At 71.6% G+C, this 23,289-nt stretch carries 23 protein-coding genes; 8 read left to right on the top strand and 15 right to left on the bottom strand.

Translation table 11 applies throughout. The features are described from left to right. The first annotated feature begins 28 nt into the window (after positions 1-28). Genes AB0J76_RS15450 through AB0J76_RS15435 form a run of 4 tightly spaced genes read left to right on the top strand, consistent with a single transcriptional unit; the run spans position 29 to position 2,592 of the window. The gene (locus AB0J76_RS15450) at positions 29-649 is read left to right on the top strand and encodes a hypothetical protein (protein ID WP_352328376.1); all 621 of its coding nucleotides are present in this window, start codon (positions 29-31) and stop codon (positions 647-649) included. After that, entirely contained in the window at positions 646-969 is a 324-nt protein-coding gene (locus tag AB0J76_RS15445; RefSeq protein ID WP_352328377.1) for a transcriptional regulator, read from the top strand. Before AB0J76_RS15450 ends, AB0J76_RS15445 begins: the two co-directional genes overlap by 4 nt. Next, a complete protein-coding gene (locus tag AB0J76_RS15440) occupies positions 966-1,859 on the top strand; it encodes an ABC transporter ATP-binding protein (RefSeq protein WP_364389706.1) in 894 nt (297 codons plus the stop codon). The genes AB0J76_RS15445 and AB0J76_RS15440 overlap by 4 nt, the downstream gene beginning before the upstream one ends. After that, positions 1,852-2,592, top strand: a complete 741-nt coding sequence (locus AB0J76_RS15435) for an ABC transporter permease (protein ID WP_352331117.1) — start codon at positions 1,852-1,854, stop codon at positions 2,590-2,592. Before AB0J76_RS15440 ends, AB0J76_RS15435 begins: the two co-directional genes overlap by 8 nt. A 90-nt stretch (positions 2,593-2,682) precedes the next feature. On the opposite strand, the gene AB0J76_RS15430 is transcribed toward AB0J76_RS15435, so the two are convergent. The 8 genes from AB0J76_RS15430 to AB0J76_RS15395 form a co-directional block, all read right to left on the bottom strand. After that, entirely contained in the window at positions 2,683-3,918 is a 1,236-nt protein-coding gene (locus tag AB0J76_RS15430; RefSeq protein ID WP_364389704.1) for a trypsin-like peptidase domain-containing protein, read from the bottom strand. A 212-nt stretch (positions 3,919-4,130) separates the two neighbouring features. Beyond that, complete coding sequence (locus AB0J76_RS15425; protein ID WP_352329092.1) at positions 4,131-4,367, bottom strand: hypothetical protein; 237 nt, start codon at positions 4,365-4,367, stop codon at positions 4,131-4,133. 122 nt (positions 4,368-4,489) lie between these two features. Continuing rightward, positions 4,490-4,978 carry a DUF5946 family protein gene (locus tag AB0J76_RS15420; protein ID WP_352329094.1) on the bottom strand — a complete coding sequence of 163 codons (489 nt, stop codon included), beginning with the start codon at positions 4,976-4,978 and terminating at the stop codon, positions 4,490-4,492. Positions 4,979-5,220: 242 nt separating this feature from the next. Continuing rightward, positions 5,221-6,756, bottom strand: a complete 1,536-nt coding sequence (locus tag AB0J76_RS15415; protein WP_352329096.1) for an AMP-binding protein — start codon at positions 6,754-6,756, stop codon at positions 5,221-5,223. Between the two features lie 132 nt (positions 6,757-6,888). Continuing rightward, a complete protein-coding gene (locus tag AB0J76_RS15410) occupies positions 6,889-7,716 on the bottom strand; it encodes a MetQ/NlpA family ABC transporter substrate-binding protein (RefSeq protein ID WP_352329098.1) in 828 nt (275 codons plus the stop codon). A gap of 10 nt (positions 7,717-7,726) precedes the next feature. Next, positions 7,727-8,383 carry a methionine ABC transporter permease gene (locus AB0J76_RS15405; RefSeq protein WP_352329100.1) on the bottom strand — a complete coding sequence of 219 codons (657 nt, stop codon included), beginning with the start codon at positions 8,381-8,383 and terminating at the stop codon, positions 7,727-7,729. Continuing rightward, positions 8,380-9,342: an ATP-binding cassette domain-containing protein gene (locus AB0J76_RS15400; RefSeq protein WP_352329102.1), complete on the bottom strand. Its 963-nt coding sequence runs from the start codon at positions 9,340-9,342 to the stop codon at positions 8,380-8,382. The genes AB0J76_RS15405 and AB0J76_RS15400 overlap by 4 nt, the downstream gene beginning before the upstream one ends. A 320-nt stretch (positions 9,343-9,662) precedes the next feature. Further along, positions 9,663-10,475 carry an SAM-dependent methyltransferase gene (locus tag AB0J76_RS15395; protein ID WP_352329104.1) on the bottom strand — a complete coding sequence of 271 codons (813 nt, stop codon included), beginning with the start codon at positions 10,473-10,475 and terminating at the stop codon, positions 9,663-9,665. Positions 10,476-10,514: 39 nt separating this feature from the next. On the opposite strand from AB0J76_RS15395, the gene AB0J76_RS15390 reads away from it, so the two are divergent. Then, positions 10,515-10,934 (top strand): MarR family winged helix-turn-helix transcriptional regulator, encoded by a 420-nt coding sequence (locus AB0J76_RS15390; protein WP_352329105.1) that lies wholly within the window; start codon positions 10,515-10,517, stop codon positions 10,932-10,934. 97 nt (positions 10,935-11,031) lie between these two features. Here the strand turns inward: AB0J76_RS15390 and lon are convergent, their stop codons facing one another. Next, positions 11,032-13,392, bottom strand: coding sequence for an endopeptidase La (gene lon / locus AB0J76_RS15385; RefSeq protein ID WP_352328119.1), 2,361 nt, complete (start codon positions 13,390-13,392; stop codon positions 11,032-11,034). Positions 13,393-13,568: 176 nt separating this feature from the next. On the opposite strand from lon, the gene AB0J76_RS15380 reads away from it, so the two are divergent. The 3 genes from AB0J76_RS15380 (at position 13,569) to AB0J76_RS15370 (ending at position 17,348) form a co-directional block, all read left to right on the top strand. Further along, the gene (locus AB0J76_RS15380; RefSeq protein WP_352328120.1) at positions 13,569-15,029 is read left to right on the top strand and encodes a histidine kinase; all 1,461 of its coding nucleotides are present in this window, start codon (positions 13,569-13,571) and stop codon (positions 15,027-15,029) included. Then, positions 15,026-15,682 carry a response regulator transcription factor gene (locus AB0J76_RS15375; protein WP_352328121.1) on the top strand — a complete coding sequence of 219 codons (657 nt, stop codon included), beginning with the start codon at positions 15,026-15,028 and terminating at the stop codon, positions 15,680-15,682. Before AB0J76_RS15380 ends, AB0J76_RS15375 begins: the two co-directional genes overlap by 4 nt. 304 nt (positions 15,683-15,986) lie before the next feature. After that, positions 15,987-17,348, top strand: a complete 1,362-nt coding sequence (locus tag AB0J76_RS15370) for a phenylacetate--CoA ligase family protein (protein ID WP_352328122.1) — start codon at positions 15,987-15,989, stop codon at positions 17,346-17,348. A 17-nt stretch (positions 17,349-17,365) separates the two neighbouring features. Here the strand turns inward: AB0J76_RS15370 and AB0J76_RS15365 are convergent, their stop codons facing one another. Genes AB0J76_RS15365 through AB0J76_RS15340 form a run of 6 tightly spaced genes read right to left on the bottom strand, consistent with a single transcriptional unit; the run spans position 17,366 to position 23,199 of the window. Then, positions 17,366-18,955: a fused response regulator/phosphatase gene (locus AB0J76_RS15365; RefSeq protein WP_352328123.1), complete on the bottom strand. Its 1,590-nt coding sequence runs from the start codon at positions 18,953-18,955 to the stop codon at positions 17,366-17,368. Continuing rightward, positions 18,948-20,630: an ATP-binding protein gene (locus AB0J76_RS15360; protein ID WP_364389698.1), complete on the bottom strand. Its 1,683-nt coding sequence runs from the start codon at positions 20,628-20,630 to the stop codon at positions 18,948-18,950. Before AB0J76_RS15360 ends, AB0J76_RS15365 begins: the two co-directional genes overlap by 8 nt. Continuing rightward, complete coding sequence (locus AB0J76_RS15355; RefSeq protein ID WP_364389696.1) at positions 20,617-21,618, bottom strand: ATP-binding SpoIIE family protein phosphatase; 1,002 nt, start codon at positions 21,616-21,618, stop codon at positions 20,617-20,619. The genes AB0J76_RS15360 and AB0J76_RS15355 overlap by 14 nt, the downstream gene beginning before the upstream one ends. Continuing rightward, entirely contained in the window at positions 21,606-21,989 is a 384-nt protein-coding gene (locus AB0J76_RS15350; protein WP_352330701.1) for an anti-sigma regulatory factor, read from the bottom strand. The genes AB0J76_RS15355 and AB0J76_RS15350 overlap by 13 nt, the downstream gene beginning before the upstream one ends. A gap of 8 nt (positions 21,990-21,997) precedes the next feature. Then, positions 21,998-22,363 (bottom strand): STAS domain-containing protein, encoded by a 366-nt coding sequence (locus tag AB0J76_RS15345; RefSeq protein WP_221762408.1) that lies wholly within the window; start codon positions 22,361-22,363, stop codon positions 21,998-22,000. Further along, positions 22,363-23,199 carry an STAS domain-containing protein gene (locus tag AB0J76_RS15340; protein WP_352330698.1) on the bottom strand — a complete coding sequence of 279 codons (837 nt, stop codon included), beginning with the start codon at positions 23,197-23,199 and terminating at the stop codon, positions 22,363-22,365. Before AB0J76_RS15340 ends, AB0J76_RS15345 begins: the two co-directional genes overlap by 1 nt. Positions 23,200-23,289: the final 90 nt, after the last annotated feature.

The raw sequence follows: 23,289 nt of genomic DNA, 5'->3' as shown, positions 1-23,289 counted from the left end.
AACCTGTTTGCGGGTAAGAGGAGTTGGCATGGTGGACGACGACGGAGCGCGCACCCCCGAGGAGACGCTGCGGCTGATCGAGCAGCAACGCACCGCCACGGTCCGGCGGCTGCACGGCGACCCGGTGCTGCTGTACGTGCCCTGGGGCGTGGCCTGGCTGCTCGGCTTCACGGCGCTGTTCCTGCACTACGGCCTCGACGGCGTGCCCTACGCGCCGATCTCCCACCCGCAGGCGATCACGGTGCTGTTCGCCGGCATGTCGCTGGCCGGGGCGATCGCGATCTTCGCCATGGTGAAGATGGGGGCGCAGGTCCGCGGCGAGACCTCGGCCAAGGGCATGATGTACGGCTACGCCTGGATGGCCGGCCTGGTCTCCATGACGGTGATCGCCATCCGCTTCAGTCCCCAGCTCCCCGCCGCCGAGAGCGGCCTGCTGTGGGGCGGCGGCTTCATGACGCTCGTCGCGCTGCTCTACATGGCCGGCGGCGCGATCTGGACGTACTGGCCGATGTTCTTCGTCGGCGTGTGGACGGCGGTCGTCAACGGCGTGGGCGTCATGCTCGGCGCCGGCTGGCACGCGCTGCTGACGGCCGTGCTGACCGGCGGCGGCTACATCGCGGCCGGCGTCGTGCTGCGGCGGCGGATGTGAGCCCCGACGGGGCCGTCCCCGAGCTCGACCCGGTGATCCACGCGCAGGCCAGGCTGCGGGTGGTCGCCACGCTCAACACCCTCGGCGGGCGCGACGAGATCGCCTTCCCCTCGCTGAAGGACCTGCTCGGGATGACGGCCGGCAACCTCTCGGTGCACCTGACCAAGCTGGAGGACGCCGGTTACGTCCGCATCACCAAGACCCACAAGGGCCGCACCCCCGTCACGTACGTCGCGCTCACCCAGCGCGGACGGCTGGCCTTCGAGGACTACACCAAGGCGATCCGCGCCTTGCTCGACAACGCTGGAGGAACCCCATGACGGCCCTCGCCAGAACGGTGGAGGTCACCCGCCGCTACGGGGACGTGCTCGCGCTCGACCGCGTCTCGCTCGACATCCGGGCCGGAGAGCTGGTCGGCCTGCTCGGCCCGAACGGCGCGGGCAAGTCCACCCTGATCAACCTGTTCGTCGGGCTGCGCCGCCCGACCTCCGGCACGGTCGAGCTGTTCGGCGGCTCGCCCCAGGATCCCGTCACGCGCCGGGGCATCGGCGTGACCCCGCAGGAGACCGGCCTGCCCGAGTCGCTGCGGGTCGGCGAGATCGCCGACTTCGTGCGCGCCCACTTCCCCGACGCGCTCGGCAGGGACGAACTGCTCGACCGCTTCGGCCTGAGCGACCTGGTCAAGCGGCAGGTGGGCGGGCTGTCCGGCGGGCAGAAGCGGCGCCTGGCCGTGGCGCTGGCCTTCGCCGGCCGCCCGCGCCTGGTGTTCCTGGACGAGCCAACGACCGGCCTCGACGTCGAGGCCAGGCGCACCCTCTGGGACGGCATCCAGGCCTTCCACGCCGAAGGCGGCACGGTCGTCCTGACCAGCCACTACCTGGAGGAGATCGAGGCGCTGGCCCAGCGCGTGGTCGTCGTCGGGCAGGGACGCGTCCTGGCCGACGACACCGTGCGGGCCGTGCGCGACATGGTGGGCGTGCGGCGCGTCTCGCTCGACGCCGGGGACCTGCCCGAGCTGCCCGGCGTGCTCAGCACCGAACGCCAGGACGGCCGCGTCAGCCTGCTGACCACCGACCCCGACCGCCTGGTGGTCGAGCTGGTGCGCAGCGGCATCCCGTTCTCGGGGCTGGAGGTCAGGCCGACCACGCTGGAGGAGGCCTTCCTCACCATCACCTCGACCTCGCCCCCCAAGGAGAGCGCGCATGTCTAGCCTGATCGTGGCCCACACCCGGCTGCAGCTCGTCGAGCAGTTCAGGGTGCCCATCGGGATCCTGGCCAGCTCCATGTTCCCGGCCATCTCGATGCTGGCGTTCGTGGTGCCGTTCGCGGGCGGCGACCCGGCCGCGGCGACATCGGCGACGGGGGCGCTGATGTTCTTCGGCGCCATGTCCTCGGCGGTGATCGGGCTCAGCGCGTCGGTCTCGCAGGATCGCGAGCAGCCCTGGGACCCCTACACCCGCACGCTGCCCGCCGGGCCGTTCCCGCGGCTGGCCGGGCGGATGGTCTCGACGGTGGTCCTCATGCTGCTGTCGGTGGTGCCGGTGCTGGTGGTCGCGGCCCTGCTGACCGAGGCGGTCATCACGCCGGTCCGGCTGGCCCTGGGGCTGGCCGCGCTGGTCGGCGGAGGGGTGCCGTTCATGCTGATCGGCCTGTTCCTCGGCCTGACGCTGCCGTCGAAGGCGGCGCTCGCGGTGGCGCAGATCGTCTTCTTCCCCGTGGCGATCGTGGGCGGGCTGATCCTGCCGCCGCAGATCCTGCCGGACATCGTGGAGGCCGTCTCGCCGTACGTTCCGTCCAGGGGCGCGGCCGAGCTGATCTGGGCGGCCATCGCCGGGGTCCGCCCGGACGGGATCGCGCTGATCATGCTGGGCGTCTGGACGGTGGTCGCGGCGGCCGCCGCCACCTGGGCCTACCGCCGCGACGAGGGCCGGCGTTTCGCTTGATAGGCCGGCGTCTCGCCTGATGGGGGGGTGTGCCGCCGAGTCCGCAGCGATCTCAACGGCACACCCGTCTCCGGGAGGGGGTCCTGGTGTTCACTTCTTCTCTTGGAGGGTGACGGTGGCCTCCGCGGACCGACCGTCCCTCATATATGTGATCTTGACCTGTTGGCCCGGTTTGAAACCTCTGACCTGTCCAACAACCGTATCGCCTGAGTCAACAGGTGTGTCCCCAATCTTGGTGATCAGGTCACCCTCCTGCAGCCCGGCCTTCGCCGCCGGGCTGTCCGCGGTCACCTGCCGGATCAGCGCGCCGGGCACGTCGCCGGTGGCGTCGGTGACGCTCACGCCGAGGAAGGCGTGGCTGACCTTGCCGCTCTTGATGAGCTGCTCGGCGACCTGCTTGGCGGTGTTGACCGGGATCGCGAAGCCGACGCCGCCGCCGGCCGCGTCGGAGGCGATGGCGGTGTTGATGCCGACGAGCGCGCCCGCCGCGTTCACCAGTGCGCCGCCGGAGTTGCCGGGGTTGATCGCGGCGTCGGTCTGGATGACGTCGCCGATGGTGGTGCCCTCCACCTGGCCCTGCTGCTGCTCGCCGCCGAACCCGGGGGGAAGCTGCTGACGCTGCTCGCCGCCCAGCTTGAGCGTGCGGTTCAGGGCGCTGACGATGCCCCGGCTGACCGACCCGTCCAGGCCGAGGGGGCTGCCGATGGCCAGCACGTCGTCGCCGACCTTGAGCTGGTCGCTGTCGCCCAGCATGGCCTTGGTCAGCCCCGAGACGTCCTCGGCCTTGATGACCGCGAGGTCGGTGGCCGGGTCGGTGCCCACCACCTTGGCCTTGGCGGTCTTGCCGTCGCTGAACTTGACCGTCATCTGACCCCCGCCCTGCGAGGCGCCGACGACCACGTGGTTGTTGGTGAGGATGAGGCCGTCCTCGGAGAGCACGACCCCCGAACCCTCGCCCGTCTGCCCCTGGATCATGACCACCGACGGCTGCACCCGCTCGGCCACCTCAGCGGTGGAGAGCTGGTTGGAGGCGGACCTGAGCACCGGGCTCGGCGCGCTGACCACCTGCTGCGGCTCGGGCTGGAACGCGGTCGCGACGGCGGCCCCCACGACACCGCCGCCGATGGCCATCGCGGCCAGCGCGAGCCCGGCGACGGCCTTCTGCCCGGCGTTGAGCCGCGCCTTGACGGGGGTGGACGGCGGAGGAGGAGGCGGCTGCTCCATGACGATCGTGTCCCGCCGGGGGAAGCCCCCGGCGGCCGGCGGGGTGGCGCCGAACTGGCTCCACCCGCCGGTGCCCTGCTCGCGAGGCTCGTTCGCGTTCATCTGTCATCTCCCTCAAGTCCCTATGACTCAAGGGTGCCAAGAGGGGCGTAAGAGCTGGTTAAGGCGGTGATCGGAACGCTGTGAGACGACTCACTCACGCTTTATCTGCGCTGCTCACGGGCCAGACATATGCACCCAAAAACAGAAAAGAATCTACAAACCACTTTTGTACGGCGGTGCGGGCGAGCCCGAACGTGGGCGGCGACGTGTGGTCACAGCGGCGGGATGACGCCGAGGGCTCGCAGCACTCCCACCACTATGGCGACGGGGATGATCATCATCTTCCCGATGAGGCGGATCTTCCGGTACAGGTGCGCCATCCTGCGCGCCTCACGCCACTCCCGCTCGTGAGCCCGCCGGGCCCGTATCTCCGCGATCTGCCGCCTGCTGGTGACCTTGAGCCTGCTCCGGTCGATCTCCTGGCGCATGACCCCATTCTGGGGCTTCACGCGGTCTCCGTACACCGGCGGGTCCGGTCAGCGGCGGGCACGGACGGCCGCCTCGATGCGCAGGGTGGGCACCGACAGCGCGATCCGTTGACAAGGAGCCACGGCCTCCGCCTCGGGCGGGGTCAGGTTTGGAGGGAGCGCCAGGATTCCACTGTGGCTTCGGCGATCGTCTCGATGCGCCGGCCGTAGGCCGGGGGACCGTCGGACACGAAGCTGCCGTCCCGGACCGGGAGGTCGCGGAACGTGGCGCGGAAGTGCCGGGGCGGCCCACCCGGCGGGAGCGGCGCGTACGCCGACAACGGCTCCAGGTCGTCGACCGGCCGCGTCCCGCGCCTGTTCCTGGCCACCTGGCGGGCTCCCACGCGAAGCAGCGCGTCCAGGCCCCGGTCCAGGCAGAGCTGCAACTGGCGGAACTGGCCGTCGAGGTACTTCGGGTGCGCCCCGGACGGATGCTGCAGGAAGTACGCGCAGACCACCACCGCGTGCCACCGGTACATGCCGGGGTCGCCCTGCTCTTCGGACAGGACGGCGTGGTAGTAGTCCACGCAGGCGCCCAGCGGTCCGGCGGCCGCGCCGCACTCGCACTGGCCCACGACCGGGCGGTCCGTCATGGCCAGCACCCTAGGCGGCCGGGAGCGGCGCTGTCGAGGAGCCGTCCCGCGGGCGGGCTATCCCCGGCCGCGGTCGGCGAGCCCCTCGGGGTCGGTACCGAACCGTTCGCCCCGGCCCGCGGCGGGACCGAGGGCACCACCGAGCCTCCCCCACCGACCCGCGTACGCGCCAGAGGCGGCGGCGGGCCGGGGCTTCCGCTCGGCAGACTCCGAACGCCGGTCGTGTGATCGCGGTCCGGTGGTCAGGTGCGGGCCGGCCAGTATTCGTCCCTCAGGAGGCGTTTGTAGAGTTTGCCGGTCGGGTGGCGCGGGAGCTCGTCGCGGAAGTCGACCGACTTCGGGCACTTGTAGTGGGCCAGGTGCTCCCGGCAGTACGCGATCAGCTCCGCCTCCAGCGCCGGCCCCGCCTCCGTCGCCGTCATCGCCTGGACGACGGCCTTGACCTGCTCCCCCATCTCCTCGTCCGGTACGCCGAACACGGCCACGTCGGCCACCTTGGGATGGACGGCCAGCACGTTCTCCGCCTCCTGCGGGTAGATGTTCACCCCACCCGAGATGATCATGTACGAGCGGCGGTCCGTGAGGTACAGGAAACCGTCGGCGTCCAGGTAGCCGATGTCGCCGAGGGTGGTCCAGCCCCGGCCCTTCGGGTCCTGCGCCGAGCGGGTCTTGTCGGGGTCGCCGTGGTACTCGAAGCGGGCGCCGTTCTCGAAGTAGACCGTGCCGTGCTCGCCCGGCGGCAGGTCCTCGCCGTCCTCGTCGCAGACGTGCACGACGCCGAGCAGCGAGCGGCCGACCGTGCCCTTGTGCTCCAGCCAGTCCTGGGAGCCGACGTAGAGGAAGCCGTTGCCCTCGGTGCCCGCGTAGTACTCGTGGATGACCGGCCCCCACCAGGAGATCATCTGCTCCTTGACCGGCACGGGACACGGCGCGGCGGCGTGGATGGCACAGACCAGCGACGACAGGTCGTACTTCGTCCGGGTCTCCTCCGGCAGCTTCAGCATCTTGATGAACATCGTCGGGACGAGCTGTGAGTGCGTCACCCCGTACCGCTCGACCAGCCGCAGGTACTCCTCGGGGTCGAAGCGTTCCATCACCACCACCGTGGCGCCGAGCCGCTGGAAGGACAGGCAGTAGCGCAGCGGCGCGGCGTGGTACAGCGGCGCGGGCGAGAGGTAGACGCTGTCGGCCGACGGCGCGAACAGCCCCTGGATGAGCCGGACCAGCGTGTTCGACTCGCTCAGCGGGGCCAGCGAGGCGGCCACCTTGACGCCCTTCGGACGGCCGGTCGTGCCGGAGGAGTAGAGCATGTCGGCGCCCTGGCACTCGTCGGCGATCGGGGTGACCGGGCAGCCGGCCACCGTCTCCTCGTAGGAGGCGAAGCCCTCGGCGACGCCGTCGAGCATGAGCCGCAGCTCCACGCGCGGGGTGGCGCCGGTGATCGAGCCGGCCACTTCCGCCAGGTTCGCGCTGGAGATGAAGACCCGGGCGCCGCAGTTGTCCACGATGTAGGCGAGTTCGTCGGTCTGCAGGCGGGAGCTGATCGGCGTGTAGTACAGGCCCGCGCGGTGCGCGGCCCAGGCGATGGCCAGGAAGAGCGGGTGGTTGGCGAGCATGAAGGCGACGTGGTCGCCGGGCTTGAGCCCGGCCGCGCGGAAGGCGTGGGCCAGGCGGTTGGACTCCTCTTCGAGCTCGCGGTAGGTGAGGACCCGCCCGGAGCCCGCCATGATCACAGCGGGCTTGTCGGGGGTGACGGCTGCGATGGCTCCCGGGTACATATTAGAACAGTATTCGGTCGTTCGGCGGCGGCGCTAGGGCGCGCCGAAGCCGCGGCCCTCCCACCGGGGAGCCGCGGCTTGGGCACCGACCGACACGGGGATCAGGCCGACGCCGGGATCACTCGACAGAGGTCACTCGGCGGGGATCACCGAGCCCTCGTACTTCTGCTTGATGAAGTCCTTGACCTTCGGGTCCTGGAGCAGCTTGCCGAGGGTGACGATGTTGGCGTCCTTCTCGTGGCCGGCCTGGACGACGAGCCCGTTGACGTACGGGTTGCCCTCGGTCTTCTCCAGCACCAGCGCCTGGCTCGCGGGCTTGAGCCCGGCCTCGATGGCGTAGTTGCCGTTGATCACCGCGGCGTCCACGTCGTCGAGCGAGCGCGGGAGCTGGGCCGCCTCAAGGGGCTTGAACTGCAGCTTCTTGGGGTTGTCCGTGACGTCGCGCTCGGTGGCCGCGGTGCCCGCGCCGTCCTTGAGCTTGACCAGGCCGTTGTCGGCGAGCAGCTTGAGCGAGCGGCCGAGGTTCGTGGCGTCGTTGGGGACGGCCACGGTGGCCCCGTCCGCCAGCGCCGACAGCGAGGTGATCTTCTTGGAGTACAGGCCGAGCGGCTCCAGGTGCACCGGGGTGACGAAGCTCAGCTTGGTGCCCTTGGAGGCGTTGAAGTCGTCCAGGTAGGGCTTGTGCTGGAAGAAGTTGGCGTTCAGCTGGCCCTCGTCGAGCTGCACGTTCGGCTGGACGTAGTCGGTGAACTCGACGATCTCCAGCTTCAGCCCGGCGGCCGGGGCCAGGTTGTCCTTGACGAACTTCAGGATCTCGCCGTGCGGGACGGGGCTCGCGCCCACCTTCAGCACCGTGTCGGCCGACTCGGCGGCAGGGGTGGAGGTCGCGGACTGCGACGTACCGCATGCGGCGAGCAACACGGACAGCGCAGCAGCACCCAATATCGAGCGAATCTTCATGATTTTTCCCTTACTTATGTGAAATACGCCGAGCGACCCAGTCGCCCAGACTCTGCAGAATTTGCACGATGACGATGAGCAGGACGACGGTCACGATCATCACGAGCGTCTCGAACCGCTGGTAGCCGTAGCGCACGGCCAGGTCGCCGAGCCCGCCGCCGCCGACGGTGCCCGCCATGGCCGAGTACCCGATGAGCGCGACGATCGTGACGGTCAGCCCCGACACCAGGCCCGGCAGCGCCTCGGGCAGCAGGACCTTGCGCACGATGGCGGTCCGGCTCGCTCCCATGGCCTGCGCGGCCTGGACGACGTCGGTGCCGACCTCGCGCAGCGCCGTCTCGACCAGCCGGGCGAAGAACGGCACGGCCCCCACGGTCAGCGGCACCACCACGGCCGCGGTGCCGATCGTGGTCCCGATGACGAGCCGGGTGAACGGGATGATCGCGATCATCAGCACGATGAACGGCAGCGACCGCCCGATGTTGACGACGATCCCCAGCACGGACTTCAACGCCGGCAGCGGACGCAGCCCGTCCCGGTCGAAGGCCACCAGCGCCACGCCGAGCGGCAGCCCGAACAGCACGGTGAACAGCGTGGCCCACCCCACCATCTGGGCGGTCTCCCACGTGGCCGGCCACAGCAGCGGCGCGATCTCTTCCCAGGTCATGCGGCCTCCCCCGCGACTTCGACGATCAGCCCCGACTCCCGCAGGAACGACAGCGCCGAGGACGACTCGGCGCCGGTCAGCGCCACCCTCAGGCGGCCGACCGAACCGCCGGCCAGGTCCTCGATCGAGCCGCCGAGGATGTTGACGTCCACGTCGAACTTGCGCGCCATCTCCGAGACCAGCGGCCGGCCCGGGTCACCGGTGAAGGTGAGCGTGACGGAACCGGCCGGAGCGGGCTCGGGCAGCGGGAAGATCTCCCTGGTCAGGCGGGACCCGGGCGTCCTGATGAGGTCGGCGATCGCCCCCGACTCCTCGATGCGGCCCCCGGCCATGATGGCGACCGAGTCGCAGACGCTCTTGACGACGTTCATCTCGTGGGTGATGAGCAGGATCGTCAGGCCCAGCTCGGCGTTGAGCCGCTTGAGCAGGGCGAGGATCGACTGGGTGGTGGCCGGGTCCAGCGCGGAGGTGGCCTCGTCCGACAGCAGCACCGACGGGTTGCCCGCCAGCGCCCTGGCGATGCCCACGCGCTGCTTCTGGCCGCCGGAGAGCTGGTGGGGGCGGTCGCCGCCGCGTCCCTGAAGGCCGACGAGGTCGAGCAGCTCGGCCACGCGCCGCTGCCGTTCGGCCCTGGGCACGCCCATGACCTCCAGCGGGAAGGCGACGTTGCCGGCCACCGTGCGCGAGGACAGCAGGGCGAAGTGCTGGTGGATCATGCCGATGCGCTGCCTGGCGCGGTTGAGCTCGCGGCCGGGCAGGGCGGTCAGGTCCTGCCCGGCGACGGTGACCGTGCCCGCGGTGGGGCGTTCGAGCAGGTTGACGCAGCGCAGCAGCGTGCTCTTGCCGGCGCCGCTCTGGCCGAGCACGCCGTAGATCTCGCCCTCGCGCACATGCAGGTCGACGCCGTCGAGCGCGACGGTCTGGCCGTACTGCTTGCGCAGGCCGGAAGCCTGGATCACGAAAATTTCCCCACGAGTGAGAGCGGCCGGGTGGCGGGCCGCTTCCTTGCACGAACAACACACGAACAACACACGAACGTCGCCGTCGGAGCGGCGGGATCTAGTGGCTGCCGGGAGGGAAGGGCAGGTGGCTCAGCCTGCGCAGCACGAAGCTAAAGGTGTGGATCATGGTGACCTTCGAGGAGAACGGGCGGGATCTGGTCTCTAACGGGCCGGCATTCGCCCCATACGCATGCGACAACACATGGCGTCCCGGTGGGCGCGGTGGTCGTTCGCGTATGCCTCGTTCACGCCGGTGCTAACGCCGCCTTTACATACTCCTATTCCGGGGAATTGTGGTGATCTGCGTCACTCAGCACCGCGGTGAGGAAACCGCCGCGCGGGGCGGGGCGGCCGTACCGGCCGGCGAGGGCGGAGGCCTCGACCGTACGCGCCCGCCAGCCGCGGGCGGCCAGCCGGGCGACGACGTCCTCGCCCGGGCCGCCCTTCCAAAGGGTGGCGATCCGCCGCAGCTCGGGCATCGTGCGCACCCGCTCGGCGAGCACGGCGGCCGCGGCCGGGTCGTACTCGAAGGCGAGCCTGCTGCCCGCCGCCGACAGCGCGCCGACGCCGTCGAGGAGCCGCCCGGCCTCGGCCGGGCTCAGGTAGATCAGCAGGCCCTCGATCAGCCAGGCGGTCGGCCGGGCCGGGTGGAACCCGGCCGCGCGCAGGCGGCCCGGCCAGTCCTCGCGCAGGTCCGCCGGCACCGGGACGCGCTCGCAGCGCGCCGTCGCGGCCAGCCCGCGCAGCACGCCCTCCTTGAACGCCAGCAGTTCGGGCAGGTCGAGCTCGAACAGCCGCACGCCCGGCGGCCAGTCGAGCCGGTAGGCGCGGGCGTCGAGCCCGGCGGCCAGCAGGACGACCTGGTCGCAGCCGGAACCGCTCAGGTGGTCGTCGAAGAACCTGGTCCTGAACACCAGGTGGGCGCCGAAGAGATCGCCCGCCCCGCTCCCCCGCCCCGCCTGCGGCGACCGGGCGTCCGCCGCCGCCACGAAGGCGCTCGCGTACGGGTCCTCGAACAGCCGGTCGGGCCGCTCGCTCTCGCGCGCCCGCAACCAGGCCGCGCCCACCGCCGTCCTCGCCACGCCGTTCATATCGCTGACGATACATCTCCAGCGATACAATCGGCCACCATGAACGTGGCACGACTGCGAAGGCTCGGACGGCGGCTGGTGGAGCTGTCGAAGACGGCGGCCGGCGAGACCAAGGGCCCGCCCCTCACGCCCGGCGAGGAGGCCGTCTTCGAGGACGTGCTGCGCCACCCGGGCGGCACCGTCGGCGAGATCCAGGCCAGGACGGGCTTCGTCCAGAGCCACGTGTCGGCCTCGGTGGCCCGGATGCGCGAGCGCGGCCTCGTCCGGACCGAGCCCGACCCCGGCGACGGGCGGCGCACCCTCGTCACGCTGACGGAGCCGGCGCTGGCCGCGGTCCACCGCCGGGCGGCCAGGCCGGTGGAGGAGGCGGTGCGCGCGGCGGTGGGCGACGACCCCGAGCGCGCGGCCCGGGTCGTGGCCCTGCTGGACGAACTGGAGGCGCTGCTCCTCACCGGCTGACCCCGCTTCGCCGGTGTGTTCGGGCCCGCCCCCGTACATGGAGCCGCCCCGCCGCATCCGGGAAGCCGGGTGCGGCGGGGCGGTGCCGGGTGCGGCGTCAGGCCGCGACCGTGGTGGCGACCTCGGCCGGGGTGAGCGCGATGTCGAGGACCTCGCGCACGTCGCTGACCGCGTGGATGGTCAGCTCGTTGCGCACCTCCTCGGGCACGTCGTCCAGGTCGGGCTCGTTGCGGGCCGGGATGAGCACCGTGGTGATGCCCGCCCGGTGGGCGGCCAGCAGCTTCTGCTTGACGCCCCCGATCGGCAGGACCCGCCCGGTCAGCGAGATCTCACCGGTCATGGCGACGTCGGCGCGGACCTGGCGGCCCGACAGGAGCGAGGCCAGCGCGGTCGTCAGCGTCACGCCCGCCGAGGGACCGTCCTTGGGGACGGCGCCCGCGGGGAAGTGCACGTGGACCGAGCGGTCCTTCAGCGCGGTGACCGGCAGCTCCAGCTCCGCGCCGTGCGAGCGCAGGTAGGACAGCGCGATCCGGGCCGACTCCTTCATCACGTCGCCGAGCTGGCCGGTCAGGGTCAGGCCGGTCTCGCCGGTCTCCGGGTCGGCCAGCGACGCCTCCACGTAGAGGACGTCGCCGCCGGCCCCGGTCACCGCCAGGCCCGTGGCCACGCCCGGCACGGAGGTGCGCTGGGTGGACTCGGGCAGCGACGACTCCGGCACGAACCGCGGCCTGCCGATGTAGCCGACCAGGTCGTCCGGGCCGACCGTGACGGGCAGCTCGTCCTTGGCCGCCACCTTGCGCAGGATCCTGGCGACCGCCCGCTCCAGCGAGCGCACGCCGGCCTCGCGGGTGTACTCGCCGGCCAGCCGCCGCAGCGCGCCGTCGTCGACCTTGACCTCCTCGGAGGTCAGGCCCGCGAGCTCCAGCTGCCTGGGCAGCAGGTGGTCGCGGGCGATGGCGACCTTCTCGTCCTCGGTGTAGCCGTCGAGCGTGACGACCTCCATGCGGTCGAGCAGCGGGCCGGGGATGGCCTCCAGCACGTTGGCCGTGGCCAGGAACAGCACGTCGGACAGGTCGAGCTCGACCTCCAGGTAGTGGTCGCGGAAGGTGTGGTTCTGGGCCGGGTCGAGGACCTCCAGCAGCGCCGCCGTCGGGTCGCCGCGGTAGTCGGCGCCGACCTTGTCGACCTCGTCGAGCAGGACGACCGGGTTCATCGAGCCGGCCTCGCGGATGGCCCGCACCACGCGGCCCGGCAGGGCGCCGACGTAGGTGCGCCGGTGCCCGCGGATCTCCGCCTCGTCGCGTACGCCGCCGAGCGCGACCCGGACGAACCTGCGGCCCATCGCGCGCGCCACCGACTCGCCCAGGGACGTCTTGCCGACCCCGGGAGGACCGGCGAGGGCCAGGACGGCGCCGCTGCGCCGGCCGCCCACCACGCCGAGGCCCTTGTCCTGGCGGCGCTTGCGCACGGCCAGGTGCTCGATGATGCGGTCCTTGACGTCGTCGAGGCCCGTGTGGTCGGCGTCGAGCACGGCCCGCGCGCCCGCGATGTCGTAGTTGTCCTCGGTACGCTCGTTCCACGGGATGTCGAGCACCGTGTCGAGCCAGGTGCGGATCCAGCCGCCCTCCGGGGACTGGTCGGAGGTGCGCTCCAGCTTGTCGACCTCCTTGAGCGCGGCCTCGCGCACCTTCTCCGGCAGGTCGGCGGCCTCGACGCGGGCCCGGTAGTCCTCCTCCTCGCTCTCGGCGGTGTCGCCGTTGAGCTCCTTCAGCTCCTTGCGGACCGCGGCGAGCTGCTGGCGCAGCAGGAACTCACGCTGCTGCTTCTCCATGCCCTCCTGGACGTCCTTGCGGATCGTCTCGGCGACGTCGAGCTCGGCGAGGTGCTCGCGCGACCACTCGACGAGCTTGGCCAGGCGGTCGGCGGGGTCGGGAGCCTCGAGCAGCTCGACCTTCTGCGCCGTGGTCAGCCAAGGGGTGTAGCCCGAGCTGTCGGCCAGCACCGAGGGGTCGTCGATCTGGTTGACCTGGTCGACGACCTGCCAGGCGCCGCGCTTCTGCAGGATGGTGGTGGCCAGGGCCTTGTACTCCTTGGCCAGCTCCTGGGCGCGCTCGCCGGCCGGAACCGTGTCGATCGTGTCGGCCTCGACCCACAGTGCGGCGCCGGGGCCGGTGGTGCCGGTGCCCACGCGCACCCGGTTGACACCGCGGACCACGGCGGCGGGCTCACCGCCGGGCAGCCTCCCGACCTGCTCGATCACCGCCTGGACGCCGACGGCGCCGTAACGGCCGTCGATCCGGGGAACGAGGAGGACCCGCGGCTTGTTACCACCGGACGCGCGGGCCGCGTCGATCGCAGCACGCACCTCGGAGTCGGACAGGTCCAGCGGAACCACCATGCCCGGCAGGACGACCTCGTCGTCGAGCGGCAGGACCGGGAGGATCAAGCTCTCACTCATGCGAACTCCAAAGGGTTGAGTTATACCGACTCAATTCATTGGAGCGCGCTGTTGTTCCCAACCTTGCCGATGTTCGCTCACGGCGATCGTAATGTTGTAAGCGATACCTGAGGGTGACGTCAGGATCAGACCTTGGTCTGACGCCCGGCCGCCCGCCTTTCCGTATTCTTGACCAGGTGAATCACCGTGCCCGGCGCTCCGCGCCCCTCGCCTTCCGGGGCGACGCGCGCACCGGCCCTCCGGAGTCGCCGGGAGGAGCGGCCGGGCGGTTCGCCGTGGCGTTGTGGCGGGCCTTACTGGCCGTGCTGCGGCCCTTCACGCTCGCGTTGCTGACGGGCGGCGCCGATCCCCCGTCCCGGCCGCGTTCCCGGTGGCTGCGGATGCCGGTGCCCCGATGGCTGGCGCCGGTGGTCCCGGTGAAGACGTACAGCGTGGTGCAGATCGCCGAGCTCCTGCTGGGCGTGGAGCTGTTCGGCGTGACGCTGTCCACGACCCAGGAGTGGAACGAGCGGGCCGCCGCCACGCCCGGCGATCCCGCGCCGCTCTGGGGCGGCGTCGTCGTCCTCGCGGCCCTGGCCGCCGGCCTGCCCGTGGTGCTGCGCAACCGGTGGCCGCTGGCGGCCTGGCGGGCGGCGGCCGTGCTGGCCCCCGTCGCCGTCTGCGCCAGCCTCACGATCGGGCAGGACGAGGGTTACGCGCCCTACCCGGTCGCGGTGGGGGTGGCGTACCTGCTGGCGCTGTATTCCGTGGGCGTGCGCTGCGAGCGGCGGATCACGGTGGGGGCCGGGATCCTCACCGTCCTGTTGTGCCTGGCCGTCGACGTCGACTCGACGCCGGTGGTGGCCGGCGTGGCCGTGGTCGTCCTGCTGTTCGGCTACAACGTGCGCGCCCGGCGCAACGCCACGGCCCTGCTCGTCGAGGAGGAGCGGCGCACCCGGCAGGCCGAGGGCGCCCAGGCGGTGCTGGAGGAGCGCGCCCGCATCGCCCGCGAGCTGCACGACGTCGTGGCCCACCACATGTCGGTGATCGCCATCCAGGCCGAGGCGGTGCCGCTCAGGGCCGCGGGCGACGCGTCCCAGCTGGAGGCGGGGCTGGCCGAGATCCGCGCGTTGTCCCTGGAGGCCATCGACGAGCTGCGCCAGGTCCTCGGCGTGCTGCGCGACCCCGAGGGCCGCACCGACACCGCGCCGCAGCCCGGCCTCGACCGCCTGGAGGAGCTGGTGGCCAACGCCCGCAACGCGGGGCTGACCGTGGCGGTCGACCGGCGGCGGCCGATCGGGCCGCTGTCGCCCGCGGTGGGGTTGTCGGCGTACCGGATCGTGCAGGAGTCGCTCAGCAACGCGATGCGGCACGCGCCGGGGTCGAGCGTCACCGTCGAGATCGCCGCCGACGCCGGCACGCTGCGCCTGCGCGTCGCCAACGGCCCCGGCCGCTCCGCCGCGGCGGCGCCCGGCGCGGGCCAGGGGCTGGTGGGCATGCGGGAACGCGCGGCGCTGCTCGGCGGCACGCTCGACGCCGGGCCCACGAGGGCCGGCGGTTACCAGGTGAGCGCCGCGTTGCCGACGGAACCGCCGGTCGGGTCGTCAACGGGGTTGGGCGCAGGGCTGTCGATCGAGGAGAGGGAGGGCGCCGCGTGATCCGCGTGCTGATCGCCGACGACCAGGGGATGGTCCGCACGGGGTTCACCGTGTTCCTGAGCGGCCAGCCGGACATCGAGGTCGTGGGCGAGGCGGCCGACGGCCGCGAGGCGGTGACGCGGGCCGTCGCGCTGAGCCCCGACGTGGTGCTGATGGACGTGCGCATGCCGGTCATGAACGGGCTGGAGGCGACCCGGGAGGTGCTGGCGGCGTGCCCGGCGTCGAAGGTGCTCATCCTGACCACGTTCGACCTCGACGACTACGTCTACGAGGCGCTGCGCGCGGGAGCCAGCGGGTTCCTGCTCAAGGACGCCTCGGCGGCCCAGCTCGCCGAGGCCGTCCGCGTGGTCGCCGCCGGCGACGCGCTCATCGCGCCGGCCGTCACCAAGCGGCTGATCCACGAGTTCGCCCGGCTGGGCGGGCCGCGTCCGCCGTCGGGGAGGCGTCCGGAGGAGCTGACCGAGCGCGAGGCGGAGGTGCTCATCCTGGTCGCGCAGGCCATGTCCAACCAGGAGATCGCCCAGAAGCTGTTCGTGGCCGAGCAGACGGTCAAGACCCATGTGGGCCGCGTGCTGACCAAACTCGGGCTGCGCGACCGCGCCCAGGCCATCGTCTTCGCCTACGAAACCGGCCTCGTCCGCCCCGGCGAGTGACCCGTCCCGCGAACGCTCGACGACCCGCCGGGCACGAGGGAGCTGGTCGAGGAGATCCGGCGCGGGTCACCACGCTTCCGCGACCGTCCGGACCTGGCCGGACTGGCTTACCTGTCGGCCTGCTCGACGGATTCCGCCATGTCGCCGGCAGTCTGTGGCCGCTCGACCCCCACACCGGCAGGCCCTGGCCCGTTCGTGCTGCCGTGGTGTCACCATGGGGCTGGAGACGATCGAATCTTGGAGGGAGGAGGCGTGGGGGCCGGTCCGGGGCGCGAGGTTCCGGGCGGTCGGCCACGCGTGCCCCATGGATCCCCTTGAGCTCTTTCACCAGGTGGCCGCCACCGTGCCCGCCTACCGTTCGTTCCTGGCCGAGCACGGTGTCGAGCCGGCGGACGTCACCAGCCTGGAGCGCTTCAGCCGGCTGCCGATGACGTCCAAGGACACCTACATCCGCCGCCACCCGCTCCCCGACCTCTGCCGGGACGGCGTGATCGGGGACATGATCGCCGTGTCGTCGGGCTCGACGGGGACGCCGTCGTTCTGGCCGCGTACGGTGGCGGACGAGCGGGTGATCGCCGCCCGCTTCGAGGAGGTCTTCCGTGACTCCTTCGGGGCCCGCGAACGCCGTACGCTGGCCGTGGTCTGCTTCGCCCTGGGCACCTGGGTGGGCGGCCTGTTCACCATCGAGTGCTGTCGTCACCTGGCCGAACGCGGCTACCCGATCACGGTCGTCGCGCCGGGCACCGACCGCAGGGAGATCGCGCGGGTGCTGCCGGAGCTGGCGCCGCACTTCGACCAGGTGGTCCTGCTGGGCTATCCGCCGTTCCTGAAGAACGTCATCGACACCGAGCCGCTCCCCTGGGCCGACTGGAACGTCAAGCTGGTCACGGCGGGCGAGGTGTTCAGCGAGGAGTGGCGCACGCTGGTGGCCGAGCGGGCCGGGATCGCCGACCCGGTGCGCGGCATCGCCTCCCTGTACGGCACCGCGGACGCCGGGGTGCTCGGCAACGAGACGCCGCTCTCGGTCGAGCTGCGCCGTTTCCTGTCCGGCCGTCCGGACACGGCCAGGGAGCTGTTCGGGGAGTCCCGGCTGCCGACCCTGGTGCAGTACGACCCGCGGGTGCGCTTCTTCGAGGAGCACGAGGGCACGCTGCTGTTCTCCGGCGACAACGGCGTGCCGCTGATCCGGTACCACATCGCCGACGAGGGCGGGGTGATCCCGTACGAGCGCATGATGGAGTTCGCCGGGCGGCACGGATTCCGGTCGCAGGTCGCCGGCCCGCGCCATCCGTTCGTCTACGTGTTCGGCCGCAGCCATTTCACGCTGTCGTACTACGGGGCGAACGTCTACCCGGAGAACATCGCGGTGGGGCTGGAGCAGCCGGAGGTCAGCGGGTCGGTGACGGGCAAGTTCGTGATGGAGGCGGCCGAGGACGCCGACCACGACCGGCAGCTGACGGTCACGGTGGAGCTGATGCCCGGCGAGAAGCCGACCGACGAGGTCGCCCAGGCGGTGGGGGCCTCGATCTTGACCCAGCTCCTGCGGCTGAACAGCGAGTTCGCGAACTATGTACCGGCGGCGCAGCAGCTGCCGTCCATCCGGTTGCGCGAGGCCGGGGACCCCGAGTACTTCCCGCCCGGGGCCAAGCACCGGTACACCCGCTGAGGCGCCGGTGCAACCGTTCAGGCCCCGCCGGAATCCGCGTCGAGCGTGCGGCGGACGACGACGAGCGCCACGTCGTCCTCGCGCGCCCCGAACGCCGCCAGCATGCGCTCGGCGAACTCCTCCAGGTCGTCCTCGACGGTCTCGGCGAGCTGCCTGGCCTTCTCCATGCTGTCGTCGAGCAGGATGTGCCGGTCCTCCAGCAGGCCGTCGGTGAACAACATCATCGTGCCGCCGGGCGGCAGCTTGAGCCGGTCGACCTGGTACCGCTCGGGCACCGCGCCGAGCAGCAGGTTGCCCAGCGTGTGGTACGAGCTGCCGGGCCCGGCGAACAGCGGCGGCATGTGCCCGGCGTTGGCCAGCTCGATCTCGCCGGTGGCCGGGTCGATGAGCATCAGGCACACGGTGGCGGTCAGGCCCCGGTGGTAGCGGCGCATCATCTGGTTGAGCAGGTCGAGGGAGGCGCTCAGGTCCACCTGGGCGATGAGCGAGGCGCGCAGGGCGTGGCGCACCTCGGCCATGACGGTCGCGGCGTGCAGGGAGTGGCCCTCCACGTCGCCGACGGCGACCAGCACGCGTCCGTCGACCTGCAGCACCTCGTAGAAGTCGCCGCCGACCTCGACGTTGTCCACGGCGGGCTGGTAGCGCAGCGCGACCTGCAGGCCGGGCACCTCGGGGATGCGGCTGGGCAGCAGGCTGCGCTGCAGGGTCAGCGCGATGTCGTGCTCCTCGGTGTAGGCGCGCAGCGCGCCCAGCGCCAGGGCCAGCTCCTGGCCGAGCTGGCGCAGCAGGTTCACCTCGTCGGCGTCGAGCGGTGAGACGGCCTCGACGCCGAGGTAGACCGGCGATGGCGAGTTCTTGGTGCGGCAGAGCACGCCGGTGGTGGAGTCCTCGGCGCGCACGTCGGGCAGCAGGCCCTCCCACTCGCTGGTGGCCAGGGTGAACACCCGGGCCCTGGTGGCGTCCTTCAGCGTCCGCTCGGACAGGCGGTCCAGCACGTCGGAGGCGGCGGGCTGGACACTGGCCGGCTCGCCGGGCCGGGCGCGGAAGCGCCGCACCCGCCCGTCGGGCAGCATGGCGAGCGTGCCGCTGTAGCGGCCGAGCACCTCGGCGGTGCCCTCGACGGCCACGGTCAGCAGCTCGTCGAACGTCTCGGCCTCGTTCATCCGCAACGTCACCTCGGCGAGCTTGGCCAGGCGCTCGGCCATCAGCTCGGCCCGCCAGCGCGCCCGGTAGTAGCGCAGCATGGCCTCGACGGTGGCGGCGAACTCGGTGGGCTCGATGGGCTCGCTCAGGTAGGCGTCGGCGCCGCGTTCCAGCCCCTCGGTGCGGTCGGCGGGGGTGATCGCGTTGGCCGACACCTGGATGACGGGGATGGAGGCGGTGGCCGGGTTGGCCTTGATCAGCTCGCAGACCTCGTAGCCGTTGATGTCGGGCAGGCGCACGTCGAGGACGACCAGGTCGACCTGGTTGGCGGCGAGCAGGCCGAGGGCCTCCTCGCCGCCCCTGGCCTCCAGCACCTGGTGCCCCGACCGTCGCAGCCAGCTCGACAGGATGTAGCGCTTGGTGGGGGTGTCGTCCACCACCAGCACGCGTGCGGACTCAGACATCCTGGTCCTCTCCAGCACCGCCGTCCTCGCCCTGGCGGGCGCTGCGGATGGCCTGCAGGAGTTGTTCCCTGCGCAGCCCGTGCTTGGACAGTACCGGCCGGTTGCCGGGGGCGTGTTGCGGGGCGATGGTCACGACGACGACCGGGATGTCGCTCAGCCGCTCGTCCTCGGCCATCTGGTGCAGCAGCACGTGGCCGTCCATGCGCGGCATGAGCAGGTCGACCAGGATCACGTCGGGCGGGGAGGCGGCCATGACCTCGAGTGCGGCGGCGCCGTCGGCGGCCTCGTCCACGTGCACGGTGAAACCGTAGAGCATGCGGCGGGCGCTGGCGCGGAAGACCTCGTCGTCGTCGGCGATCAGCACGCGCTGCACCTCCGGCGTGCCGCTCTGGTGCGGCAGCCGCAGGGTGGCGGTGGTGCCCTCGCCCGGCGTGCTGGTGAGATCCAGCGTGCCGCCCAGGGCCTCGGTGAGCCTGCGCGCGTAAGGCAGGCCGAGGCCGGTGCCCTTCGCCCTGACCTGGAGCGAGCCGGGAACCTGGTAGAAGTCCTCGAACACGCGCGTCAAGTGTTCCTCCGAGATGCCGATGCCGGTGTCCGTGACCGTGATGACGATCTCGCTCTTGGCTTCGTCGGCATGCGCGGCCAGCACTACCTGCCCGCTTTGAGTGAATTTGAGCGCGTTCGAGAGCAAATTGCGCAGGATTCTGAGCAGCATGCCCTCGTCGGCGTACAGCTCGGTGGCCTCCGGCGCGATCTCCTGGCTCAGCGTCACGCCGGCGCGCTCGCTGGTCGGCCGCATCGTGACGTGCAACTGCCCGGCCATCCGCGCCAGGTTGACCAGTGTGGGCTGCGGATCCAGGCGGCCGGACTCGGCCTTGGCCATGTCGAGCAGCTCGCTGACGAGTTCGAGCAGCGTCTGCGCCGAGTCGCCGATGAGCCCGATCTGGTGGGCCTGCTCCTCGGTCAGCGGCTCGCCGCCCGGGCCGGTCAGCAGCCGGACCAGGCCGATGACGGAGTTCAGCGGGGTGCGCAGCTCGTGGCTGACGGTGGCCCAGAACCGGTTGCGCGCGTCGATGGTCTCGCGGAGCTGGGCGGACTTCTCGTCCAGCTCGGCGTACAGGGCGACGACTCCCCTGTTGGTCTCCTCCAGCTCGGCCGAGAGCTGGTTGTACATGGCCAGCACGCCGGTGTTGGTCTCCTGCAGCTCGGAGTTGAGCCGCAGCACGTCCTCCAGGGTCTCGGCCAGCTCCCTGTTCTGCTCGCGCAGCTCCTCCATGGCGCTGATCGGCGCCAGCTTGGCCAGGTCGGCCCGGATCGCCGCCAGCGGGACGGCGGTCGCCCGCGGCCGCAGCCGCTTGGTGATCGTGACGTGGCCGTCGCCGAGGGCGATGTCGTCGACGAGCCGGCCGGCCAGCGTCACGCCTTCGGAGCGGTCCAAAGCGGACGGCCTGGTGTGGCGGATGGTGATCGCGAGCACGTCGCGGCCGAGGGCGATCACGGCGGCGGCGTCCTTGCCGAAGGCCTCCCTGCCCACCTCGCTGAGGGCGGTGGCGACCCTGATCTGGTCCTGGGACTCCAGCCCGACCAGCTCGGCCGCGGCCCGGCCGAGGCGGCGCAGGACGAAGACGTCCTGGTCGGTTTCGAGCCTGACCCTGATGAGCTCAGTTTCCGCCATTGCCGGGCCTCACCGTCACCACGCAGGCGTCGTCGCGCCTGCTGCCCGCCTCGCGCAGCAGGCCCGCGGCGATGACCGCGGGGGTGCGCGCGAACAGCCCCGGTACGTTCCCGGGGTCCCATCGGTCGGTCAGGCCGTCGGAGTGCATCACGACGGTGGCGTACGGGGGGATCTTGTACTCGTACTGGCGGAGCGTGCGTCCCTGGTGGCCGGCGATGCCGGGCAGCGAGATCATGCCCTGCCGGCCGCCGGCGTCGGCGACCCAGCCGGAGACGTTGCCCAGCCCGGCGTAGGTGACGGTGTCCCGGCCGACCCGGGCGACCGCGACGGCGCCGCCGCGGGTGCCGCTCAGCCCGCGGTGCAGGTGTTCCAGGATCGCCAGCGGCTCCTGGTCCTGGACCTGCGCGAACAGCTCGACGGCGGTCTGCGCGGCGATGGCGGCGATGTGGCCGTGGCCGAGACCGTCGCACAGCAGCACCGTGGTGCTCTCGTCGTTCTCGGCGATGGCGTAGCCGTCACCGCAGCTGACCTCGTCGCCGATCGGCCGGGTCAGGCCGCTGGCGCGCAGCGGCGGGCCGGGCGTGTCCGCGGCGGTGAAGTGCATGACGAGCACCGTGCCCATGCCGGGCACCGAGTGAACGTCGTATCCGGTGGCGATGCGGGCGATGGCCCCCATCCCGATGCCGAGCGTGCCGGAGGTGGAGTAGCCGTCGCGCAGGGCGCGGGCCACGTCGGCCATGCCGGGGCCCTTGTCCACCGCGACGAGCTCGACGCTGGCCGGGTCCTCGGGGTGCGGCCGCACCAGGACGACGCCCTCCACGGCGTGCTTGACCAGGTTGGAGACGGCCTCGCTGACGGCTACGGCCGTCTGCCCGGTGCGGGTGGTGTCGAACCCGGCCGCCTCGGCCAGCTCGACCGCCCGCCGCCGGACGGCGCCGACGGCGCTCGGGTCCTCGGCGCGCACCCAGGCCGGGCTCACCTCGCCCACTTGGTCACCGTCACGGTCGTGCCCTTCCCGGGGGCGGAGAGCAGGTCGAACTCGTCGACCAGGCGGCGGGAGCCGCCGAGGCCGAGGCCCATGCCGCCGCCGGTGGTGAACCCGTCGGTGAGCGCCTTGTCCAGGTCGGGGATGCCGGGGCCCTTGTCGCTGAAGACCAGCTTCAGGCCCCGCTTCCTGCCGTTCTCGACGAGGTCGATGCGCACGTCGCCGCCGCCGGCGTAGACGAGCGCGTTGCGGGCCAGCTCGCTGGCCGCAGTGACGATCTTGGTCTGGTCCACGAGGGAGAGCCCGGCCTCGATCGCGAGGGTCCGCACGATCTGCCGGACCATCACGACGTCCGCGCTGCCCGCGATCGTCATCGTCTCGGTCACGTGGCGGCGCCCCTGACGTGGTCGAGGAGCGCCACTCCCTTCTCCAGGTTCAGCGCCGTGCGCACGCCGCCCAGCGACAGGCCCAGCTCGACGAGGGTGATCGCCACCGCGGGACGCATGCCGACGACCACCGTCTGGGCGTCCAGCATGCGGCACATGGTGGCGATGGTGGCCAGCATGCGGCCGATGAAGGAGTCGACGATCTCGACCGCGGTGATGTCGATGATCACGCCTCTGGCCCCGGTGGCGACGACCCGCTCGGCCAGGTCCTCCTGCAGGGCCAGCACGCTCTGGTCCTCCAGGTCGATCTGGATGGAGACGATCAGGATGTCGCCGAGCTTGAGTACGGGGACCCGGTCCATCAGGCGCCCTCCGCCCGGACGGCGATGCGGGCGTGCTTCGACTGCGTCACCTGCACGCCGCTGCGCTTGAAGGCGTGGGCGAGGGCGTCGGCCAGCGACGCCTTGGTGACGATGTCGCCGAACTCGATGCCGAGCGTGACGATGGTGTGCGCGATCTGCGGGCGGATGCCGGAGATGACGCATTCGGCGCCCATCAGCCTGGCGGCCACCACGGTCTTGAGGAGATGCTGGGCCACCTGGGTGTCCACGGCGGGCACGCCGGTGATGTCGATCACAGCGTGCTCGGCGCCGGTGTCGACCAGGGTCTGCAGCAGCTTCTCCATCACGACCTGGGTCCTGGCGGAGTCGAGGGTGCCGATCAGCGGCACGGCGACGATGCCCTCCCAGAGCTTGACCACCGGGGTGGACAGTTCGAGCAGCTGCTCGGCCTGGTCCAGGATGATCTTCTCGCGGGCGTCGGCGAAGGTCTCGAAGGTGAGCAGGCCGAGGTCGTCGATGAGCCGGGAGAACCAGATGAAGCCGCGCAGGGCCTCGGGCTCACCGTCGGCCTCGATGACTTCGTACAGGGCCTCCTTGAGCCCGAAGACCGCGCGGGCGGTGTCGGCGGGCGCGTGGCCCGCGCGGGCGCGGGTCCGGGAGAGCTCCGCGAGCAGCCCGCGGACGTCGACGAGGTCTCCCTTGCCCTGATCGAGCGAGGACCGCAGGGCGCGGTAGATGTCGAGAAGCTCGTCCGACGGGGCCTTGGCGAGCTGTACCCAGCGGGCGAGGATCTGCTCCTCGTGCTCACGGAGCAGCTCTTCGATGCGTCGCCTGGCGACGTCGGCTTGGACGGTCAAGGATCACTCCTGGGTTGGCTAGCGAGTGACGGTGTCACCGTATGTTAGAGGGATTTTTCCAGGTAGCGGACCGTTTGACGCCCGCCACTG

The sequence above is a fragment of the Nonomuraea sp. NPDC049624 genome (assembly GCF_040675255.1).
GTDB lineage: Bacteria > Actinomycetota > Actinomycetes > Streptosporangiales > Streptosporangiaceae > Nonomuraea.
This window is presented reverse-complemented; position numbering and strand designations above follow the sequence as displayed.

Coding starts and splice junctions, on each gene's coding strand:
- lon (WP_352328119.1), bottom strand. CDS start 13,392: ATGAGTGAGAGCTTGATCCTCCCGGTCCTGCCGCTCGACGACGAGGTC.
- AB0J76_RS15345 (WP_221762408.1), bottom strand. CDS start 22,363: ATGGACCGGGTCCCCGTACTCAAGCTCGGCGACATCCTGATCGTCTCC.
- AB0J76_RS15395 (WP_352329104.1), bottom strand. CDS start 10,475: ATGAACGGCGTGGCGAGGACGGCGGTGGGCGCGGCCTGGTTGCGGGCG.
- AB0J76_RS15360 (WP_364389698.1), bottom strand. CDS start 20,630: ATGGCGGAAACTGAGCTCATCAGGGTCAGGCTCGAAACCGACCAGGAC.
- AB0J76_RS15420 (WP_352329094.1), bottom strand. CDS start 4,978: ATGACGGACCGCCCGGTCGTGGGCCAGTGCGAGTGCGGCGCGGCCGCC.
- AB0J76_RS15410 (WP_352329098.1), bottom strand. CDS start 7,716: ATGAAGATTCGCTCGATATTGGGTGCTGCTGCGCTGTCCGTGTTGCTC.
- AB0J76_RS15440 (WP_364389706.1), top strand. CDS start 966: ATGACGGCCCTCGCCAGAACGGTGGAGGTCACCCGCCGCTACGGGGAC.
- AB0J76_RS15365 (WP_352328123.1), bottom strand. CDS start 18,955: ATGTCTGAGTCCGCACGCGTGCTGGTGGTGGACGACACCCCCACCAAG.
- AB0J76_RS15405 (WP_352329100.1), bottom strand. CDS start 8,383: ATGACCTGGGAAGAGATCGCGCCGCTGCTGTGGCCGGCCACGTGGGAG.
- AB0J76_RS15415 (WP_352329096.1), bottom strand. CDS start 6,756: ATGTACCCGGGAGCCATCGCAGCCGTCACCCCCGACAAGCCCGCTGTG.
- AB0J76_RS15430 (WP_364389704.1), bottom strand. CDS start 3,918: ATGAACGCGAACGAGCCTCGCGAGCAGGGCACCGGCGGGTGGAGCCAG.
- AB0J76_RS15435 (WP_352331117.1), top strand. CDS start 1,852: ATGTCTAGCCTGATCGTGGCCCACACCCGGCTGCAGCTCGTCGAGCAG.
- AB0J76_RS15450 (WP_352328376.1), top strand. CDS start 29: ATGGTGGACGACGACGGAGCGCGCACCCCCGAGGAGACGCTGCGGCTG.
- AB0J76_RS15370 (WP_352328122.1), top strand. CDS start 15,987: ATGGATCCCCTTGAGCTCTTTCACCAGGTGGCCGCCACCGTGCCCGCC.
- AB0J76_RS15350 (WP_352330701.1), bottom strand. CDS start 21,989: ATGACGATCGCGGGCAGCGCGGACGTCGTGATGGTCCGGCAGATCGTG.
- AB0J76_RS15390 (WP_352329105.1), top strand. CDS start 10,515: ATGAACGTGGCACGACTGCGAAGGCTCGGACGGCGGCTGGTGGAGCTG.